We start from the raw sequence: 22,296 nt of genomic DNA on the forward strand, positions 1-22,296 counted from the left end.
GGGGCGCTCCGCGAAATCAGCCAAAATAAGCGCCGAGGAGTATACCCGCGCCACGGGGCCAGTTCATCCTCGAACCTTATTCCATCTGCCGCGTCCAAACGGCTACCTCCCGCTATGTAGCCTTCCTATGCCGCGCGCGTTTGCCTTGCTGCTGTTACTGCTGTTGCCTGCCGTGAGCCCGGCGCAATCGTTCACCGTACTGCAACGGCCGCTGACCTTGACCACAGCCGAAGGCCAACTGCACGGCACCCTGCTGCTGCCCAAAACCGAGGTGCCGGTGCCGGTGGTGCTGCTGATTGCCGGCTCCGGGCCCACTGACCGCAACGGCAACAACCCCGAGGGCGGCAATAACGACAGCCTCAAATTGCTGGCCCAGAACCTCGCGCAGAACGGCATCGCCAGCCTGCGCTACGACAAACGCGGCATCGCCGCCAGCCGCCCCGCCACGCCGGATGAGCGCGACCTGAGCGTCGACAAATATGTGCAAGACGCGGTGGGCTGGAGTAGCACGCTTCGCCAAGACAAACGGTTTTCTACCCTGACGCTGATCGGCCATAGCGAAGGCGCGCTGATCGCCAGCCTTGCCGCGCCTAAGGCCGGGGCCGATGCCGTGGTGTCGATTGCCGGCACCGGGCGGCCCATTGACCAAGTGATCAAAGAACAACTGCGCGAACGCCAGCCCGCCGCCTTGCTGCCGCAAAGCCTGTGGACCATCGACCAACTCAAAGCCGGCCAACCGGTGCCCCACGTGCCGGAGGCGTTGCAGGTGCTGTTCCGTCCCAGCGTGCAGCCCTACCTGATGTCCCTGTTCCAGCAGGACCCGGCCGGCGCCTTCGCGCGGCTGACCATGCCGGCGTTGATCGTGCAGGGCAGCCACGACATGCAGGTTGAAGTGAAGGATGCCAACGCATTGAAAGCCGCCAAGCCGGACGCGCAACTGGTGGTGATCGAGGGCATGAACCATGTGCTGCGCATCGTCGCCAACGAGCCGAAGGCGCAACTGGCGTCTTATAACGATCCAAAACTGCCGCTGGCCCGCGAGCTGACCCGCCGTTTGGTCGGCTTCGTGCTCGCCGTTCACTAGTAGCACTGCGCCAGCCTCAAGCGGCGCACGCCATAGCCGATAGAAACCCAGACGAGTACGCTTCTGCGTACCGCAACCACGGCTTTGGACCACGCGCATGGCAGACACCGACATCGAACAACCCGCGCCGCTTTCTGAGGAAACGCCCTCCGAAGAAACCGCCGTCAGCGAGGTCAATGCGGGGCTCCCGCACCCGTGGAACGCCCTGCCCGACGACCAACTGCGCCTGCTGCGCTTGGCGCCCCTGCCCGCCGACCGCTACACCGGCACCCGTCCCTTGCGTTTTGTGCAGCTGGGGCGCCTGGCCCGCCACAGTCCCGACCTGAGCTTTTTGCGCCTGACCATCAGCCTGCCCGGCATCATGACCCGCAAGGGCGACAACGTGCTGGAAGTGTGGATTGACCACCGGCTTAAAGAAGTGCGCTTCGGCCCGGACAAAGGCATGCGCCTGGAACCGATCAACCGAGGCCTTGGCCGGTTCCTGCTGGCCCAAGGCATCGCCTGGGCCCAACAGCGGTGCGCGCACTACACCGTGGAAGGCGGCGCGCTGGGGATAAAAGACGTGCTCAGCGAAGATGCCCGTTTACGCCGCGACCATTTCCTCAAAGCCCAGGGCTTCGACATTGACTACGCCGACGCTCAACAGGCCAAAGCCACCTACTCCGCGCCGCGCGTGAGCTCGCTGCGTGGCGACTGGAACAAGGAAAAGGTGCAAAGCATCGAACTGATGGACGCCGCCGCGATGCTCGAACACGCCGACCACAGCCTGCGCGAGCAGGACGTCAAATTGCTTAAACAGCAACAGCGCATCGACAGCCTGCGCCGCGAAGAAGGCACGCAACGGTTCACCATTGCGTGCCTGGTGGCGTTTTGTGTGTTTCAGGCGGGGTTGTTTATTTGGATGGCGTCGAGGTAACAAACTCAACAGCTTTGCACCCCTCGCCCGCTTGCGGGAGAGGGGCTGGGGGAGAGGGAAGCGGCGGACTCGGTCTCAGCTAAAAGCCCCTCTCCCGCCCTTCGGGCACCCTCTCCCGCAAGCGGGCGAGGGGACAAGTCCGAAACCGCGCAAGGCGTTAGAGGCGGACTTCAAACCCGCTCTGCAAACAACCCCTGATGCCGCCGGCACTGCTCCGCCGTCAACAGAAACACGCCATGCCCGCCGTTGGTGAACTCGGCCCAGGTGAAGTCCACTTCCGGGTACAGCGCTTCCACGTGCACCTGGCTGTTGCCGACTTCCACGACTAGTAAACCCTGCTCGGTCAAATGGTCAGCCGCTTCGGCGAGCATGCGGCGCACCAGGTCCAGGCCGTCGTCGCCGCAGGCCAGGCCAAGCTCCGGTTCGTGGTGGTATTCGGCGGGCATGTCGGCGAAGTCTTCGGCGTCGACATAGGGCGGGTTGGAAACAATCAGGTCGAAACGCTGCCCCGGCAAACCGGCAAAGCCATCGCCTTGCACGGTGAATACGCGCTCATCCAGGCCATGACGTTCGATATTCTGGTTTGCCACTTCTAGCGCTTCGAACGACAGATCCGCCAACACCACTTCAGCGCCAGCAAACTCATAGGCGCAGGCAATGCCGATGCAGCCTGAGCCGGTGCACAGGTCGAGAATGCGTGACGGGGTCGCGGCCAGCCACGGACTGAAGCGCTGTTGAATCAGCTCGGCAATCGGCGAGCGCGGAATCAACACGCGTTCATCAACCATAAATGGCAGGCCGCAGAACCAGGCTTCGCCCAGCAGATACGCAGTGGGAACGCGCTCTTCGATGCGTTGTTTGAGCAAGGTGTGCAGGTAGTCGCGCTCGTCGTCTTCGAGGCGGCAGTCGAGGTAGGCGTCGGCCACTTCCCATGGCAGGTGCACGGCGCCGAGCACCAGCTGCCGCGCGTCGTCCCAGGCGTTGTCGGTGCCATGACCGAAGAATAATTCTTCGGCGTGAAAGCGGCTGACAGCCCAACGAATGTGGTCACGCAGGGTACGCAAACGGGAGGTCGAAACGGTCACAGCGGCATCTCCAAAGTCGAGGCCGGCAGTTTAGCCGAAGGCGCTGGCGGCTCGGTCGCTTTCTTGCCATCGGCGCACGCGGCGCAAAATCGGCCCATAGCACAGACGTACAAGTAAATGGTTCACACGCACCGCCTGTGGGGTGACAATGACGCCCATTCGCGTCTGTCAGGAGCCACGACATGTCCCAACCGCAAACCTTACTCCAGCTCACCGGCCGCAGTTATCCGCCGGCCAGTTTGAGTAATGCCTGCCTGCTGATTATCGATGCGCAAGAGGAATACCGCAGCGGCGCCATGCCCCTGCCCGGCCTGGACGCGGCCATTGCGCAGATCGCCAGCCTGCTCGACACCGCCCGCGCCAACGGCACGCCTATCGTCCATGTAAAGCACCTCGGCGTGCCCGGCGGCTTCCTCGATCCACAAGGCCCACGCGGCCGGTTCATGCCTGAACTAGCACCGCTGCAAGGCGAGACCGTGGTGGAAAAACGCCTGCCGAACGCCTTCTCCGGCACCGACTTGCACGCTCGCCTGGAGGCCATCGGCCGTCTGGATCTGATCATTTGCGGCTTCATGACCCATTCCAGCATCAGCACCACTGTGCGCGCCTGCAAAGACTATGGTTACCGCTGCACCCTGGTCGACAGCGCTTGCGCCACGCGCGACCTGCCGTACGGCGAGGGCGTGATCAGTGCCGCCGAGGTGCACCGCACCGAAATGGCCATTCTGGCGGACAACTTTGCCGCGCTGGTCAGCCACGCCAAGGCTTTAATCTAAGCCTGTTTCACCACGCCGAACCGGGCGCGCGCTTATTCCAAGGGCCCGGTGAGTGAACCTCGACCCCGTGCACCGGTCATACCGCCGACACCCTGAAAGGAAAGCGGAATGAAATTGTCTGATGGTTTCGATGCCCGACGCCTTCGCCCACGCGGCCCCGGAAGCTGGCGCTGGCGCTTCGCGGCTGCCCTTTCGGCGCTGTTCGCCGTACTCGGAATTTTGCTGGCCATGGCCGGCGCCGCCACGCTGCTGGGTCGGCCACCGGCCCTTGGCGGCTTGAACGACACGCCCGGCAGCGCCACCGTCATCCTGGTCTTCGGCTTGGTGTTGCTCTGGCTCGGAATTGCCGCGTGGCGCCGCTGCCGCCGCCGTCTTCGTCGCCCAAGCGACCTGGCATTGGCTCCGCACTTGATGAAAAAACACGACTGATTCGCCGGGGGGTTGTTCGCCCCAAGTGGCGAACGGATGGGTAAACTAGGCCCATTCGCGGAGACCTCCCATGCAAGACGACGACTTTTCCCTCTTCAAAAACGAAACTCGCGGCATCAAACCTCTCCAGCACGACCGTGCAGAAACCGGTAAACCCAAAGCGGACCGCGCCCGTGTGCAGGCCCTGCGCCAGGCCGCGACCATTTCCGAAGGCGTCACTCGTGTTGATGGTTTGTCTGACCAGTTCGTTATCGACGTCGGCGCCGAAGACCCGCTGTACTGGGCACGCGACGGCGTGCAAGACGGCCAGATGCGCAAACTCAAGCTGGGCCAGATCAGCTTCGAAGGCAGCCTGGACCTGCACGGCATGAATGTCGAAAAGGCCCGCGACACGCTGTGGGAATTTCTCGCCGAAGCCAACAAGCTGGAAATCCGCTGCGTACGGGTCACTCACGGCAAAGCGGTGCGCATGGATGGCAAGCGGCCGATGATCAAGAGCCACGTCAACACCTGGCTGCGTCAGCACCAAGGCGTGCTCGGTTTTGCCTCGTGCCTGGCGAAACACGGCGGCACCGGCGCTATCTACGTGCTGCTCAAACGCACCATGATGGATGGCCGCGACGAGTAGGACGCTTCTCATGGAGTGCTTGCAAGCGGCAGTGCCGCGCCCTACCCTGCGTCTTCTGCTTACTGCCCCCATGCCTTACAGGTAGATCATGTCTCTGGAACAGAATTACACCGCGATCCTCAGCCAACTGGGTGAGGACGTTTCCCGCGAAGGCCTGCTCGACACGCCCAAGCGTGCCGCCAAAGCCATGCAGTATCTTTGCCGCGGTTATGAACAGACCCTGGAAGAAGTCACCAACGGTGCCCTGTTCAGCTCCGACAACAGCGAAATGGTGCTGGTGAAAAACATCGAGCTGTACTCGCTGTGCGAACACCACCTGCTGCCGTTCATTGGCAAAGCCCACGTGGCCTACATTCCCAGCGGCAAAGTGCTGGGCTTGTCGAAAGTGGCGCGCATCGTCGACATGTATGCCCGCCGCCTGCAAATTCAGGAAAACCTCAGCCGCCAGATTGCTGAAGCGGTGCAAACCGTCACTGGCGCCTTGGGCGTGGCCGTGGTGATCGAAGCGCAGCACATGTGCATGATGATGCGCGGTGTCGAAAAGCAGAATTCCTCGATGGTGACGTCGGTGATGCTCGGCGAGTTTCGCCAGAACGCCGCTACCCGTAGCGAGTTCATGGGCTTGATTCGCTAAGCCGCGCCCTACGAAAAAAACCGGCCACTGTGCCGGTTTTTTTGTGCCACGAATTCGCGTCGCGGCCATGTGGTACTTCGCAAATCTCTAGGAAACTTCCTACAAACGTAATCGGCTTTGATGTAAGTCAGGCCCGTTCCTAAAGCCGCTCACTAGCCTTGGCGCATCCGCTCGCACGCAGTCGGGCAGCACGCTAAGGACGCAATCGCATGGCTTATTTAGTCTGGCAGGAAGACCTCAACACCGGCATTCAGATCATCGACGACCAACACAAACGCATCGTCGCCATGATCAACCAACTGATTCACGCCGACGAAAACAATCACAGCCGCGAAGAAGTCGGCGAAGTGCTCAGCGAGTTGGTCGACTACACCCTCTCGCATTTCGCCTTTGAGGAGGCGCTGCTGGAAGAAGCCGGCTATGCCTTCACCCGCCCGCATAAACGTGTGCATGAAATTTTTACCGACCGGGTCAGCGAGTTCAACTTGCGCTTTCGCGCCGGCGAGGACGTGACGCAGGAGTTGATCAATCTGTTATCACGCTGGTTGTTCAACCACATCCGCAACGACGACAAGGCCTACGCCCAGACGGTGAAGAACAACATCAACGCCCTGGTGGACAACAAACACAGCGGCGGCTGGCTGTCGCGCTCGTTCAGACGCTTTTTCGGCGAAGCCCATGCCTGATCGGCGGCGCAGCTAAATGCCCTCGGGCTAAGGCCAGGGCGCACGCATTCAGGTAAGCTCCGCCCTCGAATTTTCAGCCCTGAGGGTGTTCTGGTGCTTATCAAAGCGTTACGGGTTGGCTTGGGCCAGCTCATCGTGTTCATCGACTTCATTACCCGCCCGCGCAAACAAAAGCGCACGCCCGAGGCGCAAGCCCAGGTAGCCCAGGCGACATCGGCGATGGCGTTGTATCAGTTCCAGGCGTGCCCGTTCTGCGTACGCACCCGCCGCACCATGCACCGCCTGAACTTGCCGGTTGAGTTGCGTGACGCCAAGAACAATGAACAGCACCGCCAAGCGCTGTTGGCCGGTGGCGGCGCGATCAAAGTGCCGTGCTTGCGTATCGATGAAAACGGCGGCACCACCTGGATGTATGAATCCAAGGCGATCATGCAGTACCTGGAAGATCGCTTCGCCACCGTATAAATAGAAGGCTTACTCGCCCTTTTGTTGCAGCTCGGCCAGGCGTTGCGCCAGGCTGTCGAGTTCTGGAATCGGTGCATCTGGCAAATCGCGCAATACCGCTCGGGTAAGGCGCATCTGCCGGATAAACCGACGGCAATTGGTACAACTGGCCAGGTGCAGGCGCACGGCAATGCGTGAGCGCAGGCGCAATTGCCCGTCGAGAAAATCACTCGAATGGGCGACCAGTTCTTTACACGTCAGCAATGCCCCGTCTCCTCGAAATGCTCCAGGGTGGCAAACACCTTTAGCCGTGCGCGATGCAACAGCACCCGTGCATTGGAGAGCGAGATGTCGAGAAGATTACAAATCTCCTCCAACTCCAGCCCCTGCCGTTCGCGCAGGTTGAGCACGCTGCCTTGCAAATCCGACAGGCTCGCCAGGGTTTTTTCCAGGCATTCGCGCAGCTCGTCTTCGGTTAGCAACGCCTCCGGCGAATCCTGATGCCAGTTGTGCGGTGCCAGCAGCCAGTGGCCGTCTTCGGCGAAACGACCGTCGTCGATGCTGCCATGTGGCGATGGAATATCGTCCAGCAGCACTTCGCGGCGGTTGTGTTTAAGGCGGGTTTTGGCCGTGTTGGCGGTGATGGTCAGCAGCCAGGTTTTCAGGCTGGAACGCCCTTGGAAACCAGCCAGGTTGCGAACCACCGCCAGCCAGGCGTCTTGCACCACTTCATCGGCATTACGGCTGCCGACAATGGCGTAGGCCACCGCGCGCATCGCGCTCTGATAGCTGGCGACCAACTCGCGAAAGGCCAGTTGGTCGCCGGCCAGCAGGCGCGGCAGTAATTGCGCGTCGGGCGGCGCGCTCATCAATGCTTACGCAGAATCACGCTGCCAATGGAGTAACCGGCGCCAAACGAGCTGAGCACACCGAGGGTGCCGCTTGGCAGGTCGTCCTGGTTTTTGTGGAAAGCGATTACCGAACCGGCCGAGCTGGTGTTGGCGTAGGTGTCGAGAATCACCGGCGCTTCGTCCGGCAAAGCGTCGCGGCCCAGCAGCTTCTTGGTAATCAGCAGGTTCATGCTCAGGTTGGCCTGGTGCAGCCAGAAGCGCTTCACGTCAGACACCTGAATGTCGTTGGCGGCCAGGTGCTCGCCCACCAACTCGGCCACCATCGGGCACACGTCACGGAATACCTTGCGGCCTTCCTGCACGAAGAGTTTGTCGCGCTGGCCAATGCCCTCTTCCGCAGCGCGGTTGAGGAAGCCGAAGTTGTTGCGGATGTTGTTGGAGAACTGAGTCAGCAGCTTTGTGCTGACGACGTCGAACTGGTAGGCCGAAGTAGCCAGATCGGCACGTTCCACCAGCACGGCGGTGGCGGCATCGCCAAAGATGAAGTGGCTGTCGCGGTCGCGGAAGTTCAAGTGGCCGGTGCAGATTTCCGGGCTTACGACGAGAATCGCGCGGGCTTGGCCCAGTTGAATGTTCTGTGTGGCGGCCTGAATGCCGAAGGTGGCAGACGAGCACGCCACGTTCATGTCATAGGCGAAGCCGGTGATGCCCAGCGCGGCTTGCACTTCGATGGCCACGGCCGGGTAGGCGCGCTCCAGGTTCGAGCAGGCAACGATCACACCGTCGACATCCGCCGCCGTTTTGCCGGCGCGTTGCAGCGCTTGTTCAGCCGCCGCTACACCCATCTGGCAGAGAATGCCCCACTCTTCATTGGAGCGTTCCGGCAGGCGCGGGGTCATGCGTTGCGGGTCGAGAATGCCTTCTTTGTTCATCACAAAGCGGCTTTTGATACCGGAGGCTTTTTCGATAAAGGCACTGCTGGACTCGCTCAGCGCCTCGACTTCGCCGCGTTCGATGGCGGCAGCGTTGTCGGCGTTGAATTGCCGCACGTACGTATTAAAGGACTCCACCAGCTCATCGTTCGAAATGCTGTTTTCCGGGGTATATAGGCCGGTACCGCTGATGACGACGTTATACACGGTCGATCCTCTTGCAACGTTATTGATCGGAATGGCGGCTATTGTGCCCGAAAAGGACTACAAATCCCCAGCGATACCGGCAGACGTTCGTCACCGGCGACAAGGCACACAACCGCGTCTGATACAGCAAGGGCCGTCTTCGGCAAACGCACCGGGAACGGCCGGAAGCGTCAGCTTAAATAGCGCTCAGCCCCTATGGTTGACTGGCTCCTTATTGCCGACGGAGCGCCTTACCCATGACTGCCAATGCCGATTACCCCGCCAGCTGGCGGGAAAAAATTCGAAATGAGCTGCGCTTTTCGGTGGCCAACGGTTTACCCGGCGCGGTGCTCGCCGCCCATTGCAAGGGCCGAGCGGTGCTGGTCGAGGCGTACGGTCAGCAGCGCCGCTACGACGAAACGACGCTGATGCCGACCCCCGAACCCATGCGCGACGACACCCTGTTCGACCTCGCCTCCCTGACCAAAATTTTCTCCACCACCCTGGCGCTGATGCGTCTGGTGGATTCAGGAGTTGTCAGCATCGACGCGCCGGTCTGCCATTACTTGCCAACCTTCAGCGGCGGCAACAAAGCACAGGTCACGGTGCGGCACTTGTTGCAGCACCGTTCGGGCCTGCCCTCGTCCTTCCACTTTTACGACCCCAAGCAGGTACCCGCCCCGTTTTATTCTCAGAGCCGTACGCAAACGTGCTGGCTGCTGCCACTGGTACCGCTGCTGCATGAGCCCGATAGCGTGACGCTTTACAGCGACGTCGGTTTTGCCGTGCTGGGTTTGATCATCGAAACAGTGACTGGCCTTCGCCAAGATACCTACGTCCACCAACACATCTATGCACCGCTGGGCCTGCAAGACACCGGCTACAAAATGCTCAAGCGCGGCGTCGATCAAAACCGCTTCGAAGCCACCGAACGCTGCGGCAATACCCGTGATGGACACGTCTGGTTTCCCAACATTCGCACCCACACGCTGCAAGGCGAGGTGCATGACGAAATGGCCTACTACGCCATGGGGCAAGTCTCAGGTCATGCTGGACTGTTTTCCACCGCAGCCGACCTCAGCGTATTGAGCCAACTGGTGCTCAACGGCGGCAGCCTGGGCGGTTACCGCCTGTGCTCGGCGCAAACGGTGCAGATGTTCACCCAAACGCTAAATGCCGACGCCGCATACGCACTGGGTTTCCAGGTGCCAACAGCCAGCACGCAGCTAACTTATGGCGTGCTGCTGCCGGCCGCTGGCAACGCCGTGGCGCACACCGGCTGGACCGGAAAGTGCGTGGTGATCGACTTCGCCCACCAATCGATCTTTCTTTTATTAACCAACAAAAAACACAGCCCCGTGCTGGTTTTGCCAAACGGCGACAGCAACCACTTCGCGGGCGACTTGCTGCCCAGCGCTTTGTACGGCGCAACCGTGCAGCTGTTTTACGCCGGGCTGCTGGCCGTTCAAGCGGCTCGCCTTGAAGCCGCGGACACAATGTCGGAATGCGTCTAGCACGCGGATTGTTACCCCAGCCGCAACAGATATTTACGCGGATAAAACCTGCAACAATTTGTAATGAACCGTAGTCTAAAAAACCGCGCGGACAAGACGACCGTGGATAACGCCTGCCGTTAATCCGCATCCGGGGCCGTAAACGGCCACCTTTCGCACCCTCGCTTCGCTCGCCAGACCTTGTGGTCCGGCTCGCAAAAAACCCGTGAACTGAAAACGGCAGGCCCGCCTCTACCAAGCTGTTACCCCAGCACCCGAGGCGCGCGCTGCGTCAGGAGCCCTGCATGACTGAGCAATCCAAAGGCTTCACCCGCCGGCAGTTGTTGAAAACTTCCGCCACCTCTCTGGCCATTGGCGCCGCCGCAACCGCCCAGGCGGCCACCGTGATTGGCACGCCCAAATGGCTGCCCTTCGACCACAACGGCCCGCTGCATTACGACAGTCCGGGTTGGCAATTTTTTACGCCAGAGGAAGTGGTTGAGCTCGAAGCAATTGTTGAGCAGCTAATTCCTGCCGACGAGTTGAGCGTCAGCGGCAAAGAGGCCGGCTGCGTGGTGTTTATGGACCGCCAGATGATGAGCGACTACGGAGACTTCGGCCGCCTCTACATGAAGGGCCCCTTCACCCCCGGCACGCCGGCGCAGGCCGATCAATCGCCGCTAGTACCGCGCGAGCGTTACCGCATCGGCCTGGCCGGGCTGAACAAATATTGCCAGGCCACCTTTCAGAAAAAATTCAGCGAGCTGCCACCGGAGCAGCGCGACAAGGTGCTGGTCGACTTGGAAAAAGGCGCCATCACGCTCGAAGGCATCGAAGCCAAAGCGTTCTTCCAGCAAGTGCTGGATAACACCATGGAAGGCTTTTTTGCCGACCCTATCTACGGCGGCAACCGCGACATGGTGGCCTGGAAAATGATCGGCTTCCCCGGCGCGCGCTACGACTACCGCGACTACGTGGGGCTGCATAACCAGAAGCTGAACCTCACGCCGCTCTCGATCATCGGCAGCTCCGCCTGGAATAAAAAGGGTTAACTCATCATGGCTAAAAAACTTCCTTCCACCGATGTGGTGGTCGTCGGCCTCGGCTGGGCGGGCTCGATTATCGCGAACGAACTGGCAGACACCGGGCTTAACGTCATCGGCTTTGAACGTGGCCCGTGGCGCGACACAGCCAGCGACTTCAACCTGGCCCACGCCACCGACGAATTGCGCTACAGCCGTCGCCAGGAACTGATGCTGCGCACCAAGCAAAATACTTGCACGATGCGCAATAAAGAATCGGAAACCGCGCTGCCCATGCGTGTGTGGGGCTCGTTCCACCCCGGCAACGGCACCGGCGGCGCCGGCAACCACTGGGCCGGCATCACCTTCCGCTTCCAGCCTGAAGAATTCCGCCTGGCCAGCCACTTGAAAGAACGCTACGGCAAGGAAGTTCCCGCAGAGCTGACCCTGCAAGACTGGGGCACCACGTGGGAAGAAATGGAACCGCACTACGACGCCTTCGAGCGGTTGGCAGGCGTGTCCGGCAAAGCCGGAAACCTCAACGGCACCCTGGTCGAAGGCGGCAACCCATTCGAGGGCGCCCGCTCCAAGGAATACCCGAACCCGCCGACCGCGCAAACCTACGCACCGACGCTATTCGCTGAAACCGCAAAAAACCTCGGTTACAAGCCCTTCCCGGTGCCTTCGGCACTGGCGTCGCAGGCTTACACCAACCAATTAGGCGTCACCATGGGGCCGTGCACCTTCTGCGGCTTCTGCACCAACTACGGCTGCGCCAACTATTCCAAGGCCAGCGCCATCGTCAACGTGCTGCCAGCGCTGATTCGCAAGCCCAACTTCACCGCCAAAACCAACTCCGAAGTGCTCAAGGTGGTGATGGACAGCACCGGCACCCGCGCCACTGGCATCATTTATGTCGACTCCAGTGGCGAAGAATGGGAACAGCCGGCCGAGATCGTGGTGATCGCCGCGTTCATCTTCGAGAACGTGCGGCTCATGCTGCTTTCCGGCATCGGCGAACCCTACAACCCCATCGCCAACACCGGCACCACCGGCCGTAACTTCGCCTACCAGACCGCCAACAGCGTGCGCATGTTCTTCAACGACAAGAACTTCAACCCGTTTATTGGCGGCGGCGCCATTGGCATGGGCATCGACGAATTCAACAACGACAACTTCGACCACTCCGGCCTTGGCTTCGTCGGTGGCGGCAGTACGCGCGTCACCCCGATTGGCGCCCCGCCCATCGACTCACGGCCGGTGCCGCCGGGCACGCCGAACTGGGGCGCGAAGTGGAAAAAAGCCACGGTGGAGAACTACCTGAGCACCATGTCCATCGGCTGCGAGGCCAGCAGTTACACCACGCGCAACAACTACCTGTCGCTGGACCCCAACTACACCGACCCGCACGGCCGACCGCTGCTGCGCATCACCTTCGACTTCCCGGAAAACGACCTGAAAATGGCGCAGTACTGCACCAACAAAGTCGTGGAAATTGCCAAGGCCATGAACCCGCGTGAATTCGTTCCGGCACCGAGGAAGGGGCCGTGGTCGAACACCTCGTACCAGTCCTCGCACATCGTCGGCGGCTTCATCATGGGCGCCGACCCGAAGAACAGCTCGGTCAACAAGCACCTGCAAGTGTGGGGCGTGCCCAACCTGTTTGTGGTCGGCTCGTCTGCCTTCCCACAGAACCCCGGCTACAACCCCACCGGCACCGTGGGCGCGCTGGCCTTCAAAGCGGCGGACGCCATTCGCCGCCTGTACCTGAAACGCCCTGGGGAGATGATCAGCGTATGAAAACTTTCATTTCCCTGAGCGCCTTTGCCCTTTTCGGCCTGAGCCTCAGCGTCCACGCTGCCTCTGGCGCCGACTCGTACAACATGGTGGAGAAAGGCCGCTACCTCGCCGTGCTCGGCGACTGCACCGCCTGCCACACCGTGCCGGGCAAACCGGCGTTTTCCGGTGGTGTGTCGATTGAAACGCCGTTCGGCAAACTGGTCGGTGCCAACATCACGCCCGACCCGGAAACCGGCCTGGGCCATTGGAATTTCGACGACTTCCAGGCCGTGATGTCCGAAGGCCACAGCCGCCGCGGCAAACGCCTGTACGGAGCCATGCCCTTCACCGCGTACACCAAGGTCACGCGCGAAGACAACCGCGCCCTATGGGCGTACCTACGGACCCTGGAGCCGGTGAACAACCCGGTTGAAACCAACCAACTGCCCTTCCCCTTCAACGTGCGCACCAGTCTCATTGGCTGGAACTGGCTGAACTTCACCGCCGGTGAGTTCGTGCCCAACGCTGAAAAAACGCCGCAGTGGAACCGAGGCGCGTATCTGGTGGAAGGTCTTGGTCACTGTGGCACCTGCCACACGCCAAAAAACATCATCGGCGGTGACGATAATGACCAGTTCCTCGCCGGTGGCGATTTGCAGGGCTGGATCGCGCCGGACATCACCTCCAACCCGCAAAGCGGTATTGGTAAGTGGAGCAACGAGGACATCGTCGAGTACCTGAAAACCGGCGCCAACCGCTTCGACATCGCCTCCGGACCGATGGCCGAGGCGGTGGAAAACTCGACCCAGCACTGGACCGATGAAGACCTGATGGCGGTAGCGGTGTACCTCAAAGATGGCAAGAAACCGTCGCCAGCGCCGCAGCCGATAGCGGCCGATGACCCGGCGATGGTAGCGGGTAAAGCGTTGTACGCCGACCGCTGCTCCGCCTGCCACGTGCCGAACGGAGAGGGCATTAAAACCCTTTTCCCAAAACTGGCCGCCGCGCCATTGGTTAACAGCACCGACCCGACCTCGCTGATTCGCGTGGTCCTGGCCGGCAGCCGTGCCGGTGGCACCGAAGCCGCACCGACCGGGCCCGCCATGCCGGCGTTCGCCTGGAACCTTACGGACGAAAACGTCGCCGACGTGCTGACTTACGTGCGCAACACCTGGGGCAACGCCGCGCCAGCGGTGACGGCGGGCGAAGTGAGTAATTTGCGAGAGAACTTGCAGTAACCGCATAACGAGACCCTGTGGGAGCGGCTTTAGCCGCGATGCTCTCGAAAAGCATCGCGGCTGATCGGACTGCCGCCCAGCCGCTCCCACAAGCACACGCACCCGTTATGCCCTGCATCACCCAACTGGATAGTCCTTGAGCCGCGGCCCCGCGCCGCGCCAACCTGCTGCCATCCCCAAGGAGACCAGCATGAGCGACTACCGCACCCTCACCCGCCACGATGCCAACGGCGTGGCCACCCTCGAATTTGATCACCCGCCCATCAACCTGATGGACCGCGACGTGATCATCGACCTGCTAAAACTGGCGAAAAGCCTGGAAGCCGATAAAGCCACCCGTGTGGTGCTGTTTCGCAGCGCCAACCCGGAATTCTTCATTGCGCACTTTGACCTCGGCAGCCAACTTAATCAGCCAGCGCCGCCGCTGCCCGAAGGCCAGGCCAGTTTGCTCAGCGCCCTGTTCACGCGCTTTAGCCGCCTGCCGCAAGTGACCATTGGCGAACTGCGCGGCCGTGCGCGCGGGGCCGGCAGTGAATTTTTGTTGGCGCTGGACATGCGCTTTGCCTCACGCGAACACGCCCTGCTGGGCCAGCCAGAAGTAGCCGTCGGCTTGTTGCCAGGGGCTGGCGGCACGGTGCGGTTAACGCAACTGGTCGGACGCGGCCGCGCTCTGGAAATTTGCCTGGGCGGCGCCGACTTCGACGCTGACACGGCCGAGCGCTACGGCTGGATCAACCGCGCCGTTCCCGACGCGGACCTCAGCGCCCACTGCGAAGCGCTGGCGCAACGCATCGCCAGTTTTCCTGCAGCGGGCATTGCCCATATCAAAGCGGTGGTCGAACAGGTGAGCGCTGCACCGGAGGCGGCGCTGGTAGAAGAATCGCAACGCTTCGGCGCCGACATGAACGCACCGGCCACGCTTGAGCGCGTGCAATGGATGATGGAAAACGGCGGGCAAACGGACAGTGAGATGGAGCGCGAACTGGGTGCCCATCTGGGGAAATTCGCCTGAGCCGGTAAAGCCGTTCCTACAGGACAGGATGTGGCCTGTAGAGGCGCGCCGGGTTTGCCATTCTGGATTCCGAAAAGGAACGCCAAGCTCGGCGCTTACGCTACACCTATAGGAGCGGCTGGGCGGCATTCCGATTAGCCGCGATTTGGCCTGACCTGACACCGCTATTTTCAGCCCCGGCCAAAAAACATCGCGGCTAAAGCCGCTCCTACAGAACGGGGTGTGGTCTATAGAGACGCGCCGGGTTTGCCATTCTGGATTCCGAGTCGTCGGACCGCCGCCTTCGCGGGAATGACGTCAGTCCTCCAACCCACCTCCGTCATCCCCGCGCAGGCGGGGATCCAGAACCGCGAAAGGGAACGCCAAACTCGGCGCTTATGCCGGTCGCAAGATGGCCACTGCCTGGTCGCCGTATTGCACGACATACCCGCCATGCGCGCGTTGCCAGTCGCGCGCTGAAGTCGGGTCCGGGAACCAGTGTTTTTCGTAGTCGCCGAAAGCGCCGGCATCCAGGCGATAGCGATCCAGGCAGGCCGCCTCGCGTGTGTCGATTTCAGCTTTACAGGCCGCCCAGTCGGCGTAGCCCAGCTCTACCGCTAACAGACGCAGCAGCGTTTTCAACTGCAGCGCGGCGCGGTTGGCCTGCAACGCGGACACGCTCAAACCACCGCTAAGCTTCGCCGCGTGCAGCCGGCGCAATACGGGCAGCGCCACGCTCAAGCTGTCCGAACGAGCGTGCCGCAACAGACGCCGCGCGTGGCTGCGCAGAAAGTCGCTGTTTCGATGGGTGGGGGACAACGGGTTGGATGTAGACCACATAAACCTTTCCTCTTCCAATGTGGCCGTTCTCGCTGCGGCGTGGAGATTCAGGTTGCGGTAAATCCGAAGAAAAAACCGAACGACAGGTGCGGCTGGCTTTTGCGAGAGCGGGCGCCCTGTCGCGCCCGGCGGCAAGTTTAGTAGGACGCGTGGTTCAGTGACAAGAGGGTCGCAGGCATCAGCCGTTAAGCCGCTTAACCAACCGTGCTTGTAACTGCTGCAACTGGGCCGCATCGGCCTTCTGGCTGGCGTGAACACCAAGGCCTTCGCCGGCGTAGCGCGGCACGATGTGCATATGGATGTGGAACACCGTCTGCCCGGCGGGTGCGCCATTGAATTGGGCGATCTGCACGCCGGCCGGCTCCAGTTCTTCGACGATGGCGCGCGTGAGCGTCTGCACGACGCCCATCACCTTGGCCAGCGCCTCGCTGTCGACGTCCAGAATATTGCGCGCCGCCGAGCGTTTGGGAATCACCAGGGTGTGGCCGAACGACTGAGGAAACACGTCGAGAAACGCCAGCACATCGTCGTCTTCGTAGAGCGTGTAGCAAGGGGCATCGCCGCGAATGATCTGGGCGAAAATGTTCTGGTTGTCGTAGTCGCCGTGCAAGCTCATCTGGGTTCTCCGTCCGTTGGGCTGAGGGCAAACCATACCGGCTCAGCCCCTCGTCTGAAAACCCCACTATTTTTCAGAATTGCGAGCGCCTCGGCATACCGCAGGTTGCGGCGCGCGGCGCTTTACGGAAGAATCCCCGCCCTTCGCAAACCTGGCGGTCCTACCCTGGCCCACCAGTCATGGCGGCCCTACCAATAATAAACAGCACGGCGCTCCGCGCTTGCCTTGAGCAAGCGACGGCACCTGTCGCCCATCGCTGACTACATCCGACACACGCATGCCCCGTTCAGGCCACAAGCCTGAGGCGGGTTCTTTGGCTTGGCAGAATTTAAGGAAAACCGATGTTCAAGTATCTGTCTCTGGCGCTCGCCGCCTTGCTGCTGACGATCAGCCCCTCCATGGCGACGGCTGAAGATGCAGCCCCGATCGTTATCAAGTTTTCCCACGTGTCGGCGGAAAGTACGCCCAAGGGCCAAGGCGCCTTGCTGTTCAAAAAATTGGTGGAAGAACGCCTGGCCGGCAAAGTGAAGGTTGAGGTGTACGCCAACTCCGCGCTGTTCGGCGACGGCGAAGAACTGGCCGCGCTGGCCGATGGCCGTGTGCAAATGCTGGCGCCGTCGCTGTCCAAATTCGACAAATACACCAAGCGCCTGCAAGTGTTCGACCTGCCGTTCCTGTTTACCGACCAGGCGGCGGTCGACCGTTTCCTCAAGCGTGAAAAGAGCCGCGAACTGCTGCGCTCGATGAACAGCAGCAACATCTACGGCCTGGGCTTCTGGACCAACGGCATGAAGCAGCTGTCGGCTAACAAAGCCCTTCACACCCCCGCCGATGCCAAAGGCCTGGCCTTCCGCATTCAAGCGTCGAGCGTGCTGGAAGCCCAATTCGCTGCACTGGGCGCCACCACCGTGAAGCTGCCGTTCGCCGAGACCTACAAGGCGTTGGAAAGCGGCACCGTACAGGGCACGGAAAACCCGTGGTCGAACTTTGTTTCGCAGAAGTTCGAGAAAGTGCAGCCGTACGTGACCATCACCAACCATGGCGTGCTGAGCTACATGGTGGTGACCAACAGTAAGTTCTGGACCAGCATTCCGTTCCAGATTCGCAGCGAGTTGGAGTCGATTCTGGACGAGGTGACGCTGTCGGTTAACCAGACCGCCGAAGCCAATAACCAGCGCGATTACGAGCAGTTGGTAGCGGGCGGCAAGGCCAAAATTATCACCCTGACGCCGGCCGAACAGGCAGCTTGGCGCGAGGCGATGCTGCCGGTGTGGAAGCAGTTTGAAGGTGAGATTGGTGCCGATGTGTTGCATGCGGCGCGGGCTGTGAATCGCAAATAAAAGCGTACCCTCTCCCCCAGCCCCTCTCCCGTAAACGGGCGAGGGGAGCCCATCGGCGTTTACCGCAAGAACACCGATCAGTCCCCTCGCCCCTCGGGGAGAGGGTTAGGGAGAGGGGGGAAGCCGCGACGCCGCTTTATGCCTCCACCGCCGCCCACTGCTTACCCAAGCGTTTATCCGATACCGCCAGCTTGGTGCCCAACTGCTGGGCAAACAACGACACCCTATATTCCTCAAGCATCCAGCGATACAGCACCAGCTGTGGATCACGCTTGCCTTCCTGCGCGTGCTTGTCAGCGCGGGCTTGGTATTGCGCCCACAACCCTGCCAGCTCGCCGCTCCACACGCGGTCTTTCTGCAATTGCGAGCCGAGTTTGTCGAAGCGCTGTTCGACGGCCTTCAGGTAGCGTGGCAGTTCTTTTAGCCATTCGGCCGGGGTTTCGCGCACGAAGCCTGGGTAGACCAAATGGCTTAGCTGCGCCTTGATGTCGTTGAGGGCGACGGCTTGAGCCAGGTCGATTTTCCCTTTGAAGCGCTTTTGCAAGCCGTGCCATAGCTTGAGAATTTCCAGGGTCAGGCGCGCCACGCGTTCGGCGTGCTCGGCCCAGGCGCTACGCTTTTTCTCGGCCAGCGCCAGTAGGCCGACACCGTCGCGGGGCAAGGGGCTTTCGCCGTCGAGGATGCAGGTGTCGAGGCTGGCCAGCAAAATGTCTTCCACCAACCCATCGACCCGGCCCAGGTCGCGGTACAACAAGCCCAAGTCCGTCAGGCCCGGCAATTTGCTGCGCAGAAACTTCGCCGGCTCACTGAGCTGTTGCAAGAGCAAGCGCTGCAAGGCGCGACGGTGTTGGAATTCGGCTTCGGCAGCCGTGGCAAAACGGCCTTCTTTGACCGTGCCGCCCTCCTCTACCAGCGCCGGGTAAACGGTCATCGACAGGCCGGCGATGTTTTGCTGCGTGGTCTGCGCCACCGGGGCGAACACTTTGGCTTCGACCGGTTTTTGCTGTTTGTCGGTTTTAACCATGGCCAAGGCGGCCTGGCTGGCTTCGGCGAAACGCGCTGTCAGTTCAGCCAGGTCACGGCCTTCTCCGAGCAACTTGCCCTGACCGTCGACCACCTCCATGTTCATTTTTAGGTGGTTTTCCACCTGCTGTTCAGCCTCGGCCCACGCCTCTTCCGTTACGCGCACACCGGTCATGCGCTGCAATTCGGTGCTCAAGGCCTGCACCAACGAGCCTTGCCCGAAGGCGATACGCGACAAGGCGGCTTTGACGAAATCCGGCACCGGCACAAAGTTTTTGCGCAAGGCTTTGGGCAGTTCACGCACTAGGGCGATGCACTTGGCTTCGAGCAAACCAGGCACCAGCCATTGCAGGCGCTCGGCGGGAATTTGCGGCAGCAGTGGTGCCGGCACGCGCAGCGTGACGCCGTCGCGCGGGTGGTTGGGCTCGAAGTGATAGGTCAGCGGCAGGCGCAAGTCGCCCAGTTGCAGGTGATCGGGGTACTGCGCGTCTGTCACTTCGCTGGCGTCGCGGGCGAGGATGTCTTCCTCGCGCATGATCAGCAGCTGCAGATTTTTCGCGCTTTCGGTTTTGTACCAACTGTCGAAGGTGGCGGTCTGGTAAATGTCGGCCGGCAGGCGCGCGTCGTAGAAGGCGAACAGGGTTTCTTCGTCGGCAAGAATGTCGCGACGGCGAGCCTTGGCTTCCAGTTCGTCGAACAGCTCCAGCAGTTCCTGGTTGGCTTTCAGGCACTTGGCGCGCGACTGAATTTCCCCGCGCACCAGCCCTTCGCGGATAAATAATTCACGCGCCACCGCCGGCTCAATCGGGCCAAAGTGCACCGGCCGGCGGCCGACCACGATCATGCCGTACAAGGTGATCTGTTCGAACGCCACCACTTGCCCGCGACGTTTTTCCCAGTGCGGTTCGAAGTGGTTTTTCTTGATCAGGTGGCCGGCCAATGGCTCGATCCAGTCCGGTTCGATTTTGGCCACCTGGCGGGCGAACAGCTTGGTGGTCTCCATCAGTTCAGCGGCCATGATCCATTGCGGTTTTTTGCGGCCGATGACGCTGGAGGGGTGAATCCAGAAACGCCGCTGACGGGCACCGAGGTAGTCGCCGTCTTCGGTTTTCTGCCCAATCTGGCTAAGCAGGCCGCACAGAATGGCTTTGTGCACGGCGGCGTAATCTTTGGCGCGCTGCGCCGCTTCCACAGCTTCAGCGGTTTTGACGGCGGGCGGATTGGCTTTGGTGCTGTTGGCGTTGGTCTTGAGATCGCTTTCGCGCGCGAGCTCGCTCCTGCGGGACGAATCGGCGGCGCGCTCGGGGGCGAGTTTGAGTTCGCGGGTGATCAGCACTAGTTGGCGGTGGGCGTCGCGCCATTCGCGCAGGCGCAGGTAGTTAAGGAAGTTTTTTCGGCACCAGTTACGCAGCGGGTTGGAGCCCAGTTCCTGGCGCTTTTCTTCGAAGCCGCGCCACAGGTTGATCAGGGCGGCGAAGTCGGAGTCGACGTCTTTCCACTGTGCATGGGCCTGGTCAGCGGCTTGCTGGCGGTCCATTGGCCGCTCGCGCGGGTCTTGCACCGACAGCGCGCTGGCGACAATCAGCAATTCATCGAGGCTGCCCAGCTTGGCGGCTTCCAGCACCATGCGGCCCAGGCGCGGATCGATGGGCAAGCGCGCCAATTGCCGGCCAATCGGCGTCAGCTGGCCTTCGCGATTTACCGCTGACAATTCTTGCAGCAGGTTGAAACCGTCACTGATGGCTTTGCCATCGGGCGGCTCGATAAAGGGGAACGCGTCGATCTCGCCCAGGCGCAGGTGCAGCATCTGCAAGATCACCGCCGCCAGGTTAGTGCGAAGAATCTCCGGGTCGGTAAAGGCCGGGCGCGCGAGAAAATCGTCTTCGCTGTACAAGCGCACGCAAATGCCCGGCTCCACCCGCCCGCATCGGCCTTTGCGCTGGTTGGCGCTGGCTTGCGATACCGCTTCGATGGGCAGGCGCTGCACCTTGGCGCGGTAGCTGTAACGGCTGATGCGCGCGGTGCCGCTGTCGATCACATAGCGGATGCCGGGCACGGTGAGCGAGGTTTCCGCCACGTTGGTGGCCAGCACAATTTTGCGTCCGGCCATGGGCGCGAAAATCTTCTGCTGCTCGGCCGGCGTCAGCCGCGCATACAGCGGCAGCACTTCAGTGAAACGCAAATTGGCTTTGCGCAGCATATCGGCGCAGTCGCGAATTTCGCGCTCTCCGGGCAGGAATACAAGCACATCGCCAGGGCGTTTGCCTTCGCTGCGCTCGAACGCGTCGATCTCATCCAGCGCGGCGAGAATGCCTTGGTCGACGCTCAGGTCATCCACCAGGCTTTCGCCCTCCTCGTCGACCTCTGCCACCAATGGCCGGTACCAGGTTTCAACCGGGAAGGTGCGGCCCGAGACCTCGACAATCGGCGCGTTGTCGAAGTGCTTGGAGAAGCGTTCGAGGTCGATGGTCGCCGAGGTGATGATGACTTTCAGATCCGGGCGACGCGGCAGCAAGGTTTTCAAGTAGCCGAGCAGGAAGTCGATGTTCAGGCTGCGTTCGTGGGCTTCGTCGACGATCAGCGTGTCGTACTTTTCCAGGTAGCGGTCGTGCTGGGTTTCGGCCAGCAAAATACCGTCGGTCATCAGCTTGATCAGTGAGCTGTCTTTGCTCTGGTCTTCAAACCGCACCTGGTAGCCGACCAGCTCACCGAGCGGAGTGCCGATTTCTTCGGCCACCCGCGTTGCGACACTGCGCGCCGCCAAGCGCCGTGGCTGGGTGTGGCCGATAAGGCCGTGCAATCCGCGACCGATTTCCAGGCAGATTTTCGGCAACTGCGTGGTTTTCCCCGAGCCGGTTTCGCCGGCAATGATCAGCACCTGATGCTTGGCCAACGCCGCTTTGATTTCATCGCGCTTGGCGGCGATGGGCAGGCTGTCGTCGTAGCGCATCACCGGCACACTCAGGCGCCGCGCCTCGACCTTGGCGCAGCTCTGCTGGAAGCGCTCCAGCCATTGCGCCAACTTGCCTTCGTCGGCGTGCCCGGCTTTGCGCAACTCGTGCAGTTGCCGGCGCAGACGATGGCGGTCAGCGACCAGGGCTTGATCGAGGTTTTTCAGCAGGGCGTCGAAGGGGGGCGTGGCATCGGTCATTGGCGGGTGGGCAACAGTCAAAAGGCGGGGGCAGATTGTCGCAGATTTTGCCGGTGGCCGGCGTTAGCGACATCTGCCCTGTCTATTGCCGACGGCGGATGAAAACAGGTCAGGCGCGTTGTTGGAGCGCCCACTCCGCCAACGCCACTGTT

At 61.4% G+C, this 22,296-nt stretch carries 21 protein-coding genes; 14 read left to right on the top strand and 7 right to left on the bottom strand.

What is annotated here, in order from left to right; genetic code table 11:
• Positions 1-127 precede the first annotated feature (127 nt).
• Both ACZZ0Q_RS16125 and ACZZ0Q_RS16130 read left to right on the top strand, forming a co-directional pair.
• Positions 128-1,084, top strand: a complete 957-nt coding sequence (locus tag ACZZ0Q_RS16125; protein ID WP_463541596.1) for an alpha/beta hydrolase — start codon at positions 128-130, stop codon at positions 1,082-1,084.
• 97 nt (positions 1,085-1,181) lie between these two features.
• The gene (locus ACZZ0Q_RS16130; RefSeq protein ID WP_463541595.1) at positions 1,182-2,000 is read left to right on the top strand and encodes a hypothetical protein; all 819 of its coding nucleotides are present in this window, start codon (positions 1,182-1,184) and stop codon (positions 1,998-2,000) included.
• 170 nt (positions 2,001-2,170) lie between these two features.
• Here ACZZ0Q_RS16130 and prmB read toward each other — a convergent pair whose 3' ends face one another.
• Entirely contained in the window at positions 2,171-3,085 is a 915-nt protein-coding gene (gene prmB / locus ACZZ0Q_RS16135) for a 50S ribosomal protein L3 N(5)-glutamine methyltransferase (protein ID WP_463541594.1), read from the bottom strand.
• A 182-nt stretch (positions 3,086-3,267) separates the two neighbouring features.
• Between prmB and ACZZ0Q_RS16140 the strand changes: the two genes are divergently transcribed.
• The 6 genes from ACZZ0Q_RS16140 (at position 3,268) to ACZZ0Q_RS16165 (ending at position 6,703) form a co-directional block, all read left to right on the top strand.
• Positions 3,268-3,861: a cysteine hydrolase family protein gene (locus ACZZ0Q_RS16140; RefSeq protein WP_463541593.1), complete on the top strand. Its 594-nt coding sequence runs from the start codon at positions 3,268-3,270 to the stop codon at positions 3,859-3,861.
• 108 nt (positions 3,862-3,969) lie between these two features.
• A complete protein-coding gene (locus tag ACZZ0Q_RS16145) occupies positions 3,970-4,290 on the top strand; it encodes a hypothetical protein (RefSeq protein WP_122496719.1) in 321 nt (106 codons plus the stop codon).
• Between the two features lie 70 nt (positions 4,291-4,360).
• Positions 4,361-4,918, top strand: a complete 558-nt coding sequence (locus ACZZ0Q_RS16150) for a Smr/MutS family protein (RefSeq protein ID WP_463541592.1) — start codon at positions 4,361-4,363, stop codon at positions 4,916-4,918.
• An 88-nt stretch (positions 4,919-5,006) separates the two neighbouring features.
• Positions 5,007-5,552: a GTP cyclohydrolase I FolE gene (folE, locus tag ACZZ0Q_RS16155; RefSeq protein ID WP_122451324.1), complete on the top strand. Its 546-nt coding sequence runs from the start codon at positions 5,007-5,009 to the stop codon at positions 5,550-5,552.
• A 209-nt stretch (positions 5,553-5,761) separates the two neighbouring features.
• The gene (locus ACZZ0Q_RS16160) at positions 5,762-6,238 is read left to right on the top strand and encodes a bacteriohemerythrin (RefSeq protein ID WP_463541591.1); all 477 of its coding nucleotides are present in this window, start codon (positions 5,762-5,764) and stop codon (positions 6,236-6,238) included.
• 93 nt (positions 6,239-6,331) lie between these two features.
• A complete protein-coding gene (locus tag ACZZ0Q_RS16165) occupies positions 6,332-6,703 on the top strand; it encodes a glutathione S-transferase N-terminal domain-containing protein (RefSeq protein ID WP_463541590.1) in 372 nt (123 codons plus the stop codon).
• 9 nt (positions 6,704-6,712) lie between these two features.
• On the opposite strand, the gene ACZZ0Q_RS16170 is transcribed toward ACZZ0Q_RS16165, so the two are convergent.
• The 3 genes from ACZZ0Q_RS16170 to ACZZ0Q_RS16180 are packed head-to-tail and all read right to left on the bottom strand — an operon-like array spanning position 6,713 to position 8,672.
• The gene (locus ACZZ0Q_RS16170) at positions 6,713-6,946 is read right to left on the bottom strand and encodes an anti-sigma factor family protein (protein WP_463541589.1); all 234 of its coding nucleotides are present in this window, start codon (positions 6,944-6,946) and stop codon (positions 6,713-6,715) included.
• The gene (locus ACZZ0Q_RS16175; protein WP_463382173.1) at positions 6,940-7,551 is read right to left on the bottom strand and encodes an RNA polymerase sigma factor; all 612 of its coding nucleotides are present in this window, start codon (positions 7,549-7,551) and stop codon (positions 6,940-6,942) included. Before ACZZ0Q_RS16175 ends, ACZZ0Q_RS16170 begins: the two co-directional genes overlap by 7 nt.
• A complete protein-coding gene (locus tag ACZZ0Q_RS16180; protein ID WP_463541588.1) occupies positions 7,551-8,672 on the bottom strand; it encodes a beta-ketoacyl-ACP synthase III in 1,122 nt (373 codons plus the stop codon). Before ACZZ0Q_RS16180 ends, ACZZ0Q_RS16175 begins: the two co-directional genes overlap by 1 nt.
• Positions 8,673-8,908: 236 nt before the next feature.
• Between ACZZ0Q_RS16180 and ACZZ0Q_RS16185 the strand changes: the two genes are divergently transcribed.
• The 5 genes from ACZZ0Q_RS16185 (at position 8,909) to ACZZ0Q_RS16205 (ending at position 15,195) form a co-directional block, all read left to right on the top strand.
• Positions 8,909-10,165 carry a serine hydrolase gene (locus ACZZ0Q_RS16185; protein WP_463560750.1) on the top strand — a complete coding sequence of 419 codons (1,257 nt, stop codon included), beginning with the start codon at positions 8,909-8,911 and terminating at the stop codon, positions 10,163-10,165.
• A gap of 284 nt (positions 10,166-10,449) precedes the next feature.
• Complete coding sequence (locus ACZZ0Q_RS16190) at positions 10,450-11,196, top strand: gluconate 2-dehydrogenase subunit 3 family protein (RefSeq protein ID WP_463541586.1); 747 nt, start codon at positions 10,450-10,452, stop codon at positions 11,194-11,196.
• A gap of 6 nt (positions 11,197-11,202) precedes the next feature.
• Positions 11,203-12,966 (top strand): GMC family oxidoreductase, encoded by a 1,764-nt coding sequence (locus ACZZ0Q_RS16195; protein WP_463560752.1) that lies wholly within the window; start codon positions 11,203-11,205, stop codon positions 12,964-12,966.
• A complete protein-coding gene (locus ACZZ0Q_RS16200) occupies positions 12,963-14,183 on the top strand; it encodes a c-type cytochrome (protein WP_463541584.1) in 1,221 nt (406 codons plus the stop codon). The genes ACZZ0Q_RS16195 and ACZZ0Q_RS16200 overlap by 4 nt, the downstream gene beginning before the upstream one ends.
• A 190-nt stretch (positions 14,184-14,373) precedes the next feature.
• The gene (locus ACZZ0Q_RS16205; protein WP_463541583.1) at positions 14,374-15,195 is read left to right on the top strand and encodes an enoyl-CoA hydratase/isomerase family protein; all 822 of its coding nucleotides are present in this window, start codon (positions 14,374-14,376) and stop codon (positions 15,193-15,195) included.
• Positions 15,196-15,570: 375 nt separating this feature from the next.
• On the opposite strand, the gene ACZZ0Q_RS16210 is transcribed toward ACZZ0Q_RS16205, so the two are convergent.
• Both ACZZ0Q_RS16210 and ACZZ0Q_RS16215 read right to left on the bottom strand, forming a co-directional pair.
• Positions 15,571-16,014 (bottom strand): hypothetical protein, encoded by a 444-nt coding sequence (locus ACZZ0Q_RS16210; RefSeq protein ID WP_463541582.1) that lies wholly within the window; start codon positions 16,012-16,014, stop codon positions 15,571-15,573.
• Between the two features lie 178 nt (positions 16,015-16,192).
• A complete protein-coding gene (locus tag ACZZ0Q_RS16215) occupies positions 16,193-16,630 on the bottom strand; it encodes an HIT family protein (RefSeq protein WP_463541581.1) in 438 nt (145 codons plus the stop codon).
• Positions 16,631-16,971: 341 nt separating this feature from the next.
• Between ACZZ0Q_RS16215 and ACZZ0Q_RS16220 the strand changes: the two genes are divergently transcribed.
• Entirely contained in the window at positions 16,972-17,970 is a 999-nt protein-coding gene (locus ACZZ0Q_RS16220; protein ID WP_122496683.1) for a TRAP transporter substrate-binding protein, read from the top strand.
• A 136-nt stretch (positions 17,971-18,106) separates the two neighbouring features.
• On the opposite strand, the gene hrpA is transcribed toward ACZZ0Q_RS16220, so the two are convergent.
• Positions 18,107-22,144, bottom strand: coding sequence for an ATP-dependent RNA helicase HrpA (gene hrpA / locus ACZZ0Q_RS16225; protein ID WP_463560755.1), 4,038 nt, complete (start codon positions 22,142-22,144; stop codon positions 18,107-18,109).
• Between the last annotated feature and the right edge of the window lie 152 nt (positions 22,145-22,296).

It is taken from the genome of Pseudomonas sp. AC070 (assembly GCF_979258635.1).